The organism is Natrialba sp. PRR66, assembly GCF_034808065.1.
Classification (GTDB): Archaea; Halobacteriota; Halobacteria; order Halobacteriales; family Natrialbaceae; genus Natrialba; species Natrialba aegyptia.
In genome coordinates this window covers 735529-748747 of sequence record NZ_JAXHGN010000002.1, presented here as the reverse complement: position 1 = coordinate 748747, position 13219 = coordinate 735529, and the positions used below count along the sequence as shown (strand labels likewise).

The following is a 13219-nucleotide window of genomic DNA, read 5'->3' as shown; positions in this document are numbered from 1 at the left end:
GGGTGGTATGCAGGACAGAACCTACACTGCCGACGCCGAGCCGGGCGACGACGCCACGGTCGCCGGCTGGGTGCACGAGATCCGTGACCTCGGCGGAATCGCCTTCCTGATCCTCCGAGACGCCACCGGAAAGATCCAGATCAAATTCGAGAAAGACGAGATGGACGACGACCTCGTCGAAACCGGGCTGGGCGTCTCCCGCGAGAGCGTCGTGAGCGTCTCCGGAGCCGTCGAGGAGGAACCGCGCGCCCCGACAGGCGTCGAAGTCGTTCCCGAATCGGTCGACGTCATCTCCGCCGCCGACCCCGAACTGCCGCTTGACCCCTCGGGCAAGGTCGACGCCGACCTCTCGACGCGACTCGACAACCGCACGCTCGACCTGCGCAAGGACGAAGTCCAGGCCGTCTTCGAGATCCGCGCCGAGATCCTGCGCGCCGCCCGCGAGCGGTTCCGCGAGTTCCACTGCACCGAGATCAACACGCCGAAGATCGTCGCCACCGGGACCGAGGGCGGCACCGAACTCTTCCCGATCACCTACTTCGGCGAGGAGGCGTTCATGAACCAGTCGCCACAGCTGTTCAAGCAGCTGATCGCCGGCTCGAACATCGAGCGCGTCTTCGAAATCGGCCCCATCTTCCGCGCCGAAGAGCACAACACGCCGCGGCACTTAAACGAGGCTACGTCGATCGACTTCGAGGGCGCGTTCTGCGACCAGAACGACGCCATGGACGTCGCCGAGGGCGTCGTCACGGCCGCCTACGAGGCCGTCGCCGAGAACTGCGGCGATGAACTCGAGGCGCTCGGCCTCGCCGACGACTTCGAGGTCCCCGAGGCCGACTTCCCCCGACTCAGCTACGAGGAGGCCATCGAGCGCATCAACGCCACGGGCGAACTCGACGAACAGCTCGTCTGGGGGGACGACCTGCCAACCGAGGGCGAGAAGGCCCTCGGCGACGACGTCGGCGGCCACTACTTCATCACCGACTGGCCGAGCGAGATCAAGCCGTTCTACATCATGGACCACGGCGACGACGAAGAACTCTCGACCGGCTTCGACCTGATGCACCCGCGCATGGAACTCGTCTCGGGCGGGCAGCGCGAGCACCGTCACGAACACCTGATCGAAGGGTTCGAACAGCAGGGCCTCGACCCCGACCAGTTCGAGTACTACACGAAGATGTTCAAGTACGGCATGCCGCCCCACGCCGGCTTCGGGCTTGGCGGCGAGCGCCTGATCATGACGGTTCTCGGGCTCGATAACATCCGGGAAGCGGTCCTCTTCCCGCGAGATCGACAGCGTCTGTCACCGTAGGCGCGGCCCAATCGATCCGTAGCGGCACCCGTAACTGCTTGTGTGTCGCTGGTCGCGGTCAGTATCGACCGCAACCGACGACAGTGGCTAATCTATAGCGATCACCACCAACCGCCGTCGTCATCGTCGCTATCGTCATCGTCGTCGGCACCGTCGCAGCTCCCGCTCAAGATTGCATCGGCGAGATCGGACCCGACGGTCGAGTCGCCGAGGTACGCGAGGTGGCTGCCGACGCTTGCGGTGACATCGATATCCGTGTAGTTCGCGGCCGGCGAGCAGCCCGCGCCTTCGGTTCCGAGCGCCGTATCGCCGAAGCCGCCGTAGGCACCGCCGACCGTCGAGTCGTTCTCGGAGTGGTAGTTACGAACCTCGCAGGCGTTGTCGAGGCCGTCGTTCCACGGCGAACCGCAAACCTCGGAGCCGTCGGCGGCCGCTCCCAGCGGGGCGACCGTTTCGAGTTCGTAGCCGGCGCTGAGCTTGTCCGCCGTCCAGAGTACGCACCGTCCGCCGAGGGAGTGACCGACGAGACGAATGTTGCCGCCGCCGTCGTCGTAGAACTCTTCGGCGAGTTCGGCGGCGACTTCGCCCACGTCCTCGGTATCCGCCTCCGCGCCGAAGTAGTTGGCCGTGCTCGCGGGCCACTCGAGGACGACGCTCTCGTCGGGCGAGAAGCCGCCGGACTGGATCGACTGGAGCACGTCGTCGGCCTGGCTGCGGGCGGTCGAATCGCCGAACCAGCCGTGGATGAAGACGAACAGTTCGTCCGCGACGGGGAGGCTGCCGTCGGCGCTCCACCCGAACAGTCCCTCGTCGATTTCGATGACGTCGATATCCCAGGGCGCTGCCGTTGCTGTCGTCGTCGTTGCGGACAGTCCCGCCGCCCCCGCGACCGTCGCGCCGGTCGCCGCGAGGAGCGATCGCCGTGTCGTCGCCGTCGAGTCCGTTTCCGCCGTCGCCCACCGATCGCGGGTCGCCGGTGTCGATGCGTCTCCGCTCGCAGTGTGGCTGTTGTTTTCTGCCATATCGCAAGCAAACGATCGGCGTACGCGAGCAAAGATTCAATTCTTCACGAACGAACTCATTTATATCCGGGACGGAACGGTCCGGTAACGAATCCCGTCACCGCCGTTTCGTCAGTTCACTCGGATCGTGTTTGGTTTGTAGTATTATGCTAGCCAGGCACCGTCTAGTTCAGCCCCTCCTTAGCTGGTATTCGGCCGTTGAGCGCTCGAGTCGGCCGATCGTGGTTGTAGTGATACCTCAGTCGATTGTGTTCCCCGGGCGCTGAGAGTTCCTCTCACGCCAAAAACAGCCGCGACAGCGATTTCGAAGTCGACTGACTATCGTGCTCGGATATCGGCCCGGAGGACGCCGAGTGTGCACTGGGAACCGGGATCTCCGATACGGACGTCCGTCCTAGCAGTTCGTTTCGTCTTCGGTGTCCCCGCCCGAGTTCTCGTCCGTTCTCCTATCCTCACTCGAGTCGTCGTCTGTTCCACCGTCTTCGTTCGAGCGCTCTACACCTGCATCCAGCGCGTGCACCGTTGCGCGGTCGGCTGAAACGAAGACAGTACCGTCCGCGAACCTCGGCCCGCCAACGTCGGTATCGGCGATGAAGTTCCACTTTTCGTCGCCGGTGGCCGTATCCAGCGCGTTCAACCGATAAGCGTCCTCGAAGTCCGTATCAGTTCTGCTGACGACGAAGAGGGTATCCTCGATGACGGTTATCGGTGAGAGCAACAGATTGCCGGCGAGGAAACACCACAGTTCCGTACCCGTCTCCGGATCCACCGCGTGAACGACGCCGTCGTCGCCATTCCCAACCGCAGTTCCGACGAAGAGCGTGCCATCCGCCTCGGTCACCGTATCGACCGAATTATCGGCCTCAAATTGCCACTTTTCTTCGCCTGAAGCCGCGTCAACGGCGTACAGACTGGCGCACGTGGGATAGTCAGCACACGCGTCCGACCCGGCAAAGAGCGTGTCATCGATCACGGTTACGAACTCGAGCGTCGGGCTTTCGAGACCGGGCTCCGGATTCAGCGTGAATCGCCAGCGTTCGTCGCCGGTGGCTGCGTCCAGCGCGGAAACGTAGTACTGGAGTTCGGAGTTAGTCGGCTGTTCCATGTCGCTGCCGAATGCACCGAGGAACAGCGTGCCATCGACCACCGACAACTCGGTCGTTACCCGAGTGCCGGCATCGGCGCGCCACTCTTCCTCGCCGGTAGCCACGTCCACGGCGAACACGTTCCCGTCACCATCAGCGACGTAGAGTGTGCCGGTGGCGGTCTCGGCGAAGAAGTCCGTTCTGGGATTGGTTTCTACGCCGTAGCCCACCTCGAACTGCCATCGTTGTTCTCCGGTGGTCGCGTCCACCGCGTAGACGCAAAATTGTGATGGGATAAAGACGGTGTTCTCCGCAACGTGTATCGGTGCAACTGTATCCTCGTACTCGTCGAACTGCCACTTCTGTTCGCCCGTGTCCGCGTCGAGCGCGTACACCGAGGTATCCTTTCCGTCGCCTCCTTCCTGACCGGAGGGATCGTTAGTCGTAGCAAAGACGGTGCCATCGACCACGATCGGCGGATCGTGAAACCTCGTGTCGTCGACGCCGAATTGCCACTCTTCGTCGCCCGTCGATGCGGACAGTGCATGAACAGCATCGGGGTTACTTACGAAGAGGGAACCATCTGCCACGGATGACAGGGAAGGACCACGAAGGTATTCCGAATTAGCGAAATCGACTCGCCACAGTTCTTCACCTGCACTCGATTCCGCGCCCTCGTCACTTTCGCCACTAGCGGCTATCCCGGTACCGATCCCCGAAAGGAGGCACGCACCCGCAGCACCGCGCAGGAACCCGCGACGACGAGTTGATTGGAACGATTGCTCTTCGAGTGGATTACTGTCGTGTTCATCCATACCCTCGCAGAAAGAACAATCGAGGTTAATTATACTGTCCGTAGACAATTTCAGTACTCCAATCGTTCCTGCAGAACTCCCGTCAGACCCGGCACGACCGAAATCTCCCTTCAGTGTCAGGGGCCCCAGCAACGCACGATGTATTCGAAATCGGTCGATAGGCACACAGCGCCGGGCCCTTCAACGTAAGATGAGTGTTGTACGGATCGGTGGAATTAGTCGTCTTCTATCTGATGGGGGAGAAACAGGCTCGTATTTAGTTAAGGCGGGAGGATTTTCAACTGTTCCATAGCGGAGATCACCTGCCCCACTCTGCATGCGTAACGAAACACCGTCTTCACTCGCTTCGGAACGTTTTTACCAATGGTTATTGTCCTCTCGCTACATGAAGCGAGTGACATATATTGTCACTCCACGGGAACGGTACTTCGATCCGACGGAACGTCGCTTTCGGGCGAACGGGGTGACACTCGAGGCGATCCACGAGGTCGACATCCTTACCGACGGGACGATAACGGTGTTTCTCGAGGTGACGGGCGAAGTACCGGCAGTTCGGCGGTCCTTCGACGAGGACCTGCCGCGCCTGGTGGACTGCGAGATTATCGATACCGATCAAACGACGATGGTCCAACTTCGCTACCACCCGACCGAGTTCAACCGAGCGATTCTCGAAATCCATCGGAGTTACGGGGTGTTGGTGCAGTATCCCATGGTGTTCGTCGACCCTGCACAGTCGTCCCTGCGGGTGACGGTCGCGGGGCCGAGCAAGGACATCCAGCAACTCGTCGCCGAGACGCGCGATCTCGCCGAGCTCACCGTCGAAACCGTTACGGAGTACGATCACACCGCCAGTCGGCAGTTTCACGAACTCACGACCCGCCAGCGCGAGGTCTTGCTCACCGCCTACGAGTGTGGCTATTACGAGGTTCCACGGGAGGCGACCTACGAAGATATCGCGGCGGAACTGGACTGTTCTGCGAGTTCAGTCGGGCAGACGCTGCGGCGGATCGAATCTAGACTTGTCACCGTGACCGTCTCGAATCGAACGGGGGCTCGGACGGAAACCTGAGACGTGTGATAGCAGTAACAAAACCGCCCGTAAGGCCACAGTGTGGCTCGAATCCGCAACGTTATACTCCCCGAGTCGCAAGGGTCGCCAATGCGCGAGGAGGCGACGGCGTTCGTACCAGGGCACATAACGGGCTTTTTCAGCGCGCACCCGGCAGACGATCCGACGAAAGCGGGATCGCGCGGTGCCGGGCTGACGCTGACCGATGGCGTTACGGTCACGGTCGAATCGGTATCCGACGAGGCATCAGAGTCGATCGTCATCCTCGACGGCGAAATGATCGATATCGAGCCGGTCGAGACCGTTCTCGAGACGCTCGGCGTCGTCGCTCGCATCGAAGCCGAGTCCGACCTCCCGCTGGGTGCCGGCTTCGGCGTCTCGGGTGCGATGGCGCTTGGCACCGCACTCGCTGCGAATCGCGTTTTCGAGTGCAAACTCTCGCGAAACGAACTCGTGGCGGTCGCCCACGGTGCGGAGGTCCAGGCCGGTACCGGGTTGGGCGATGTCGTCGCACAGGCTCACGGCGGCATTCCGATCCGCCTCGAACCGGGGAGCCCGCAGGAGAACAAACTCGACGCCATCCCCACGCGAGCGCGCGTCGAATACGTGTCGTTCGGTGAACTCTCGACGGCGGACGTGCTCGCGGGCGAAACGGAGCAGCTGACAACGGCCGGCAAGGAGGCGCTTTCGCGGGTCGTCGAGGAACCGACGCTCCTCTCGTTTATGTACGCCTCGCGGCTGTTCGCCCGCGAAGCGGAGTTGCTGACCGACCAGGTCGCAAAGACGATCGGCGACGTGACCGACGAGAACGGCCAGGCGTCGATGGCGATGCTCGGCGAGACGGTCTTTGCGCTCGGGACGGGGCTCTCGGCGGCGGGCTACGAGCCGTCAGTTTGTGCGACCCATCCCGCGGGAGCGTTACTGAAGTAGCGCGTCGCTGCCGGGGCGTGACGAGCCCTCGTCGCTGGCCGGTCACACGAGTTCGAAGCCTGAAACCTCGCCCGCTCGTTGCCAGCCCCGACCGGCGATCGACTGTCTGCGGATCCGTGCTCGCCGCTTTCGTAAGCGTGTCGACAGTCTCTCCGTCGCGCTCGCTCCGAGTTCATCCTCGAAACAGGGCCGAGTACTGCCGTCGACGCACGTCGAAGACGAGTCGTCACAGTGACAGTCGTTCCAGAAGAATGCAGGGTGTTAACACGATAGTGGCGACTATCATAGTCACAAAATAGAGGTGTTCGAGGACAAGCCGGAGTGGGAGTGTTTCAAGCGGCCCATTCGAATCACAGACGCGGCTAAAAACGCCGATAATGGGGGATCTGGTGTCCCACTCTAAAAATCAAAGTTGAAACCGCTGTCGGCCAAATGGTATTCGATATTATATGTCCGGAATGTGTCTGATGGCCAGAGGTTTATTATGGTGGGTTTCCGTGTTCCGGTCACATTTCGAATGTCTTCGATCAGTGACCTTCACCACAAACTGTATCGGTTGTACGAACGCTACGTCGGGGAGCCCGACTCGACGAAGGATGTGTACGGCTACTGGGTGTTCATCGTCGGCTACGTCGTCGCGATTGCGGGCGTCGCGACGTTTATTGCCGGCTACGCGGCCGAGGTCAATGCGTATGGGATCATCCGCGCCTCCGGAGTCATCGCCGCGACGGGACTTGCCCTCTGTCTCTTCGGGATCGTCCTGATGCTTCCCGTTCGAAAACGGGGGATTCAGGCGAGCGGTGTCGGACTGGTTATCGCGTTCATCGGCGTCGGATTCTTCGGTTGGGCGTATCCCTACAACTGGCGGAATCTCGGCACTGACTACAGCGTGCAAGTCATTCTGGTTTACACGCTCGGTATCGGGATCATCGCGGGCGTCACCGCGCTCGTTCCGGTGCTGACCGGTCGCAAGGGCATGTTCGTCACGGAGGAAGGCGAAACGGAGGAACCGCCGATACTCACCGGCGACGCGCTCGAAGGTGCACAGTTCGCGGTTTTCCGCGACGAAAACGGCGACTGGAAGTGGCACGTGCTCCACCTCGAAGCGCTGGCAGAGAGCAACGAGAGCGCCGTCACCCGACCAAAGGCGACGGAGGGAATCGAACGCGTTCAGTCCCAGATCAGTTCGGCCGGGCTGATGGAACTGACGACCTCCGCGTTCCGACTGTACGAGGACCGCGACGGCTCCTGGCAGTGGACGCTCGCTCGCGACGACGGCAGCGTCGTCGGCACCTGCGCCGGCGAGTTCAGCGAGCGCGACGGTGCCGAGGAGTCGGTGAGCTTCCTCAAGGATCGCGGTCCGGCGGCGGACGTGATCGAGATCGAGGGAGCGGCGTTTACCTACGCCGAAGAGCGCGATCAGTGGTACTGGCAACTGGTCGACGACGAGCGCGCGCCGCTTGCCGCCGGCGAGGACGGCTACGGCACCCAGGAGCGCGCCGAACAGGCCGCGCGGACGTTCGCCGAGCAGTTCGACCAGGCGCGACTGCTCGACATCGAACACGTCGGCGCCGAACTCTACAAGCAAAACGGCGACTGGACGTGGCGGTTCGTCGACGACCAGGATACGGCGCTGGCCGCCTGCACCGACGAGTTCGACGCGCGGCGGGATGCGGAGGAGGCGGCCGGTGCGTTGCTCTCGACGCTCGATTCGGCGTCGGTAACGGTGGCCGGCGAGCCGACTTACGAACGCTACCAGACGGGCGAGCAGTGGCGCTGGCGGCTCGTCGACAAGGCCGAACACATCGTCGCACAGAGTCCGGCGGCCTCCGAGACGGAGGCGGACGCCGCACACGAGACCGATACGTTCGGCGAGCACGCCCGCAACGCCGACGTCGTCGAGATCGACGACGCGGAGTACGAAATCTATCCTGCTCCCGACCGCGAGCTCACGTACGACGAGGACGACAGTCTGCCCGCGACGGCGAGCGAGGGGAGTACACTGGTGTCGACGGACGGCGGAACGACGACAGCCGACGGCGAGGCCGACGCGGACGCGACCGACGGTCCGGACTGGAACTGGCGGCTCGTCACCGAGGATCGCGACGTGATCGCCGCAAGCACCGAACGCCACCGCGACACCGAAACGGCGACCGAGGCGATCGAACGCGTTCGCGATCAAGCGAGCGAAGCCGATCTCATCGAGTTCGACGAGGCGGCGTTCCAGGTCTACGAAGCGGACTCCGGTGAGTGGCGCTGGCGGCTGATCGACGAGGACGGGAACGTGCTCGCCGACAGCGGCGCGGAACACACCTCGCGCGGCGAGGCTGCCGAGGCGATGATGACGCTCAAAGAGCAGGCTCCCGACGCCGAACTCTTAGAGATCGAAACCGCCGCGTTCGAACTCTTCGTCAACGAGGACGACGAGTGGGGCTGGCGGCTGATCGACGAGGCCGGTAAACTCGTTGCCGAGGACCCGGAAACCCATCCGACCCGTGGCGCCGCCCGAGAGGCGATGAACCGCCTGCTCGAGCACCTCAATTCGGACGTGCGGACAATGGACGAGGCCATCTTCCAGACTTACGCATCCGAGGACTGGCACTGGCGATTCGTGCTTCCGTCCGGCGAAACCGTCGCCGTCGCCGGCGACACCGCCGCGACGCGAGACGAACTCGTCGACACGCTTCCGGACGTTCGCGAGTCGGCGGCATCCGCACAGGCCTACACGATCGGCGACGTGACGGTCCAGCTCTACGAGAACGGCGACTGGAGCTTCCGGCTGCTCGATCGCGACCGCAACGAAATCGCCGACGCGACCGGCACCTACGCGAAGCGCGAGGCCGTGCTTGCGACCGTCGACACGCTCACGGCCAACGCCGCCGATGCGCCGATCTTTACGATCGAGGACGCGGCGATCCGACTCACCGACGAGGACGGCTGGTCCTGGGAGTTGGTCGACCGCGAGCGCACCGTCTTCGCGAGTTCGACCGACACCGCGTCGAGTCGGGACGAGCTGTACTCCCAGGTCGAGACGGTGCGCCAGCTCGCGCCGATGGCCGGCCGCGTCGACTTCGACGTCGCGTCGTTCGAACTCGTCGCGGACGAGGACGACCGCTGGCAGTGGCGGCTGATCGACGAGGACGGACGTACGGTTGCGACCGGCTCCGAAATGCACGAATCGAGCGAGTCGGCGCGCGAGGCGCTCGAGAACGTGCGCGAGCTGATCGAGGCGGCGAGCATCCTCGAGATCGACAGCGTTTCCTTCGAGTTGCACACGGCGGACGACGAAGACGGAGAAACGGACGGGTGGGTCTGGCGGCTGGTCGACGAGTTCGGGTCGACGATGGCCGAGAGCACCCAGACCTACGAGTCTCGGACCGACGCTCGCGAAGCGATGAACGACGTGAAAGCGGAGGCTCCGGAGGGCTGGATCACCTTCACGGAATAGCGAGCGAGAACGACACGGGAGAATCGGTCGGTACGAACGGATCGGGCCGCTTTTTATCGATGCAATCGGATGGTCGATCGTGAGCGATTACGATACCGTTTCGGCTGATGTCGAACACGAGGAGGAGATCCCGGCGGACCATCCCAGATACCAGGATCTGCTCACTCGCCACCGGATCGAAACCGGCATCGAGAAGGGCATCACCCACCTCCAGGGGATGCACGCCGAGGGTCGGGGCAGCGCCTTCGATTACCTGCTCGGCGAGGAGACGATTCCGAGCGCCGATGCGGCGGAGCGGGCGGCGGCCGCACACCTCCTGCTCGCCGACCAGCCCGTCCTCTCGATCAACGGGAACGTCGCCGCGCTCGTCCCCGGTGAGATGGTCGACCTCGCGTCGGCGGTCGACGCCGATCTCGAGGTGAACCTCTTCAACCGAACCGCAGACCGAGTCGAGGCCATCGCCGAGCACCTGCGCGAACACGGGGCTGACGAGGTGAAAGGACTGACGGCTGACGCTCGCATCCCGAAGCTCGATCACCAGCGCGCGAAGGTCGACGCCGACGGTATCTACGCTGCTGACGTGGTTCTCGTTCCCCTCGAAGACGGTGATCGCGCGGAAGCCCTGCAGGAGATGGACAAAACCGAGATCGTGATCGACCTCAACCCCCTCTCGCGCTCGCCGCAGGTCGCGGCGGTGCCGATCGTCGACAACATCATCAGAGCCGTGCCGAACATGACCGAGCACGCGCGTGACCTGGCAGACGCTGACGAGGCCGAACTCCGGTCGATCGTCGACGAGTTCGACCGCGAACAGGCACTCGAGGAAGCCGAAGCTCGCATTCGAAACGGGCTCTGACCCGTCGGTTGGATCGGTCTCCTCTGGCTGTCTCCGAGACCGGCATCGAGCGGGAGCGAGAATACGACGGACACCGCACGAACGCGAGAAGAGCGCGAAAGTGTCGTCTCAACTGGACATGCAATGGCCAGTCAAACGGTTACAGTCGCGGCCCAAAATGGCATGGGTACCGATGACCGAAATTATCGGGTCCCCGGGAAACTCCGACAAGATACTCACGAGACGAACGCTCGACACCGAGCGGGACGCCCCCGCAACCCAGATCGTTGAAGCGATCGCTGAACTCGAAAACACCGGCCCGACTGAACTTCCACCGATATACAACTGTATCGACGACCTGATCGCGAACCTCTTTTCATCACCACCACCCGAAGAAGCCGACGCGAACATCACGTTCACGTACCGGGGGTACCGGATTCATGTACAGCAAAACGGGAGAATGACGATCTTGCAGTCACCATCGTAATTCGGTTCCGCGGGGTTGTTGGTCGAACAATACTGGATCCAGCAGGCGTCACCATGCGAATCACTGGAGGCGGTATCGGTGACGTTCACCACAACGATTATTATTGGAAATGGTGAATGGTTTCTGGGATTCAACCGATGACGAACGACCAGCCCTCACGCGGAGTCGAGACCGGCGAAGATCGAGACAGCGCCACAGCGGACGGAATCGACCGACAGGCGACGTGGCGCGGCTCGCTCAGTCGCCGGTCGCTACTGGCCCAGACCGGTATCGCTGCCGGAGCGCTCGCGGCCGGTCCGGCGGCGATCCCGGCGGCCGCCGACGCGCAGGAGGTCACCGACGTTCCGGGATTCAGCTGCGACAAGCGTCACTTCCGGTGCGGACAGCAGGTCACCGCGGCGGGCGGCATGGTTTCGAGCGTCGATCCGATCGCCTCGGGCGTTGCAGCGACGATCCTCCGGGAGGGCGGGAACGCGGTCGACGCGGCCATCGCGCTGCAGTACGTACTGACTGTCACGCAGCCACACGGCTCCGGCATCGGCGGCGGCGGATTCATGGTCATCTACGACGCAGCGGACGACGAGTTCAGCGTCGTCAACAGTCGCGAGCGCGCGCCACACGGCGCGACGGCGGACATGTTCCTCGACGAGGACGGCGATCCGATCCCGTTCGACACGCGGATTCAGATGGGAGAGGCAGTCGGCGTGCCGGGGACCGTGTCGGGGCTCGAGACGGCGCGCGAACGACACGGCTCGCGCCCGCGCCAGCGACTGATCACGCCCGCGATCAAGTTGGCGTGGAACGGGTTTTCCATAGACGAGTTCCTGGCGGCGCAGATCCAGTCGAACTGGGAGAAGTTCAACGACGCGGCGCGGGAGGCCTACTCGGACGAGAACGGAGAGCCGCTTTCGGCGGGCGACACGTACGTCAATAAGGATCTAGCGGAGACGCTCCTCTGGATCAAGCACCTCGGTACGGCGGGTTTCTACAGTGGCCCCGTCGCGGCCGATCTCGCGGCGACGGTGCAGGAAGCGGGCGGGAGTATGACGACGGACGACCTCGCCGCGTACGACGCCGTGGTCGACGACCCGGTGCGAGCGGAGTGGGGCGACGTGGAGATCGTCGGCCAGCCCCTCCCGAGTTCGGGGCCAAGCGCGGTGATCATGATACTCAAACTGCTCGAAGAACTCGATTTCGAGGCGTACGACCGGGATTCTCCCGAGGCGTACCATCTCGTCGCCGAGGCGATACGGTTGGCCTGGGCTGATCGAAACGAGTACATGGGCGATCCGGAGTTCGTCGACGTTCCGATCGACGGACTACTCGACGACGACTACCTGTCGGGGCGCGCCGCGCAGGTGTCGATCGGGGAGACGCTCGCGGACTACGGGGCCGGCGAGTGCGTCGAACCCGGCGTTCCGCCGGGAGCGGGAGACCAGCCCGCCGCACCCGCTTCCCCCTATTTCCCGGGGTCGACGACGCACTTCTCGGTCGTCGATGCGGACGGAAACGCCGTCTCGTACACGTCGACGATCGAGCAGTTCATGGGCTCCGGGATGATGGTGCCGGGCCGGGGCTTCATGCTCAACAACGAACTGACGGACTTCGACGCCGTCCCTGGCGGTCCAAACGAGGTCGAACCCTGGAAGCGGCCGCTGAGCAGCATGAGTCCGACGATGGTGGTCCGCGACGGCGTCCCCGAGTTCACCGTCGGCTCGCCGGGCGGGTGGACGATCGTCTCCGCGACGGTGCAGACGATTCTGCACCGCTACGTCTACGGACTCGACCCGCTCGAGTCGATCACCGAGCCGACGATCTACACCGGCGAGTGTCTCGACATCTCGTGGGACGCGGGCGTGCCGGACCACGTCCGCGAGACGACCGCGGACTGGGGACAGGTCTGGGAGAACTCGTCCGAGGCGCTGGGGAACGTCCAGGCGATCGATATCGACGCCGATAGCGACGACCTGACGGGCGCGGCCGATCCGAACCGCAACGGACAGGCGGTCGGGCTCGTGGAGATGGGGCCCTGGAATGGCGCTGCGGGTGGGAAGGACGAAGGCGGGAAGCCGGAGTAGCGACTGCCCGTCCGAACAGGCACCCGCGTTCTGCGCTCTTTTCGGTGCTGTCTGCTCCGCATTCCATCTCCCCTCCGTATCCTACACTCTCCCCCACCGTCTCCTCTACTCTCCTCCGCCCCACACCTCACACTCCGC

9 protein-coding genes are annotated in these 13219 nt (G+C 63.5%); 7 read left to right on the top strand and 2 right to left on the bottom strand.

Features of this window, described 5'->3' with window-relative positions; translation table 11 throughout:
* Positions 1 to 7 precede the first annotated feature (7 nt).
* Positions 8 to 1312, top strand: coding sequence for an aspartate--tRNA(Asn) ligase (gene aspS, locus SM755_RS09860; protein ID WP_006666210.1), 1305 nt, complete (start codon positions 8 to 10; stop codon positions 1310 to 1312).
* Between the two features lie 101 nt (positions 1313 to 1413).
* On the opposite strand, the gene SM755_RS09855 is transcribed toward aspS, so the two are convergent.
* Together SM755_RS09855 and SM755_RS09850 are read right to left on the bottom strand one after the other, a co-directional pair.
* Positions 1414 to 2334, bottom strand: a complete 921-nt coding sequence (locus SM755_RS09855; RefSeq protein ID WP_323172483.1) for an alpha/beta hydrolase — start codon at positions 2332 to 2334, stop codon at positions 1414 to 1416.
* Between the two features lie 394 nt (positions 2335 to 2728).
* Complete coding sequence (locus SM755_RS09850; RefSeq protein WP_323172482.1) at positions 2729 to 4234, bottom strand: PQQ-binding-like beta-propeller repeat protein; 1506 nt, start codon at positions 4232 to 4234, stop codon at positions 2729 to 2731.
* Between the two features lie 385 nt (positions 4235 to 4619).
* On the opposite strand from SM755_RS09850, the gene SM755_RS09845 reads away from it, so the two are divergent.
* The 6 genes from SM755_RS09845 to ggt all read left to right on the top strand — a co-directional run bounded on the left by SM755_RS09845 (position 4620) and on the right by ggt (position 13081).
* Positions 4620 to 5303 carry a helix-turn-helix domain-containing protein gene (locus SM755_RS09845; RefSeq protein ID WP_323172481.1) on the top strand — a complete coding sequence of 228 codons (684 nt, stop codon included), beginning with the start codon at positions 4620 to 4622 and terminating at the stop codon, positions 5301 to 5303.
* Between the two features lie 90 nt (positions 5304 to 5393).
* Positions 5394 to 6233 carry a pantoate kinase gene (locus SM755_RS09840; RefSeq protein WP_323172480.1) on the top strand — a complete coding sequence of 280 codons (840 nt, stop codon included), beginning with the start codon at positions 5394 to 5396 and terminating at the stop codon, positions 6231 to 6233.
* A 517-nt stretch (positions 6234 to 6750) separates the two neighbouring features.
* Positions 6751 to 9681: a DUF1508 domain-containing protein gene (locus tag SM755_RS09835; protein ID WP_323172479.1), complete on the top strand. Its 2931-nt coding sequence runs from the start codon at positions 6751 to 6753 to the stop codon at positions 9679 to 9681.
* 79 nt (positions 9682 to 9760) lie between these two features.
* On the top strand, positions 9761 to 10537 hold the full coding sequence (locus tag SM755_RS09830; RefSeq protein WP_323172478.1) for a 4-phosphopantoate--beta-alanine ligase: 777 nt from the start codon (positions 9761 to 9763) through the stop codon (positions 10535 to 10537).
* Positions 10538 to 10694: 157 nt separating this feature from the next.
* Positions 10695 to 11003: a HalOD1 output domain-containing protein gene (locus tag SM755_RS09825; protein ID WP_323172477.1), complete on the top strand. Its 309-nt coding sequence runs from the start codon at positions 10695 to 10697 to the stop codon at positions 11001 to 11003.
* Positions 11004 to 11140: 137 nt separating this feature from the next.
* Positions 11141 to 13081, top strand: coding sequence for a gamma-glutamyltransferase (gene ggt / locus SM755_RS09820; RefSeq protein WP_323172608.1), 1941 nt, complete (start codon positions 11141 to 11143; stop codon positions 13079 to 13081).
* The last annotated feature ends 138 nt before the right edge of the window (positions 13082 to 13219 follow it).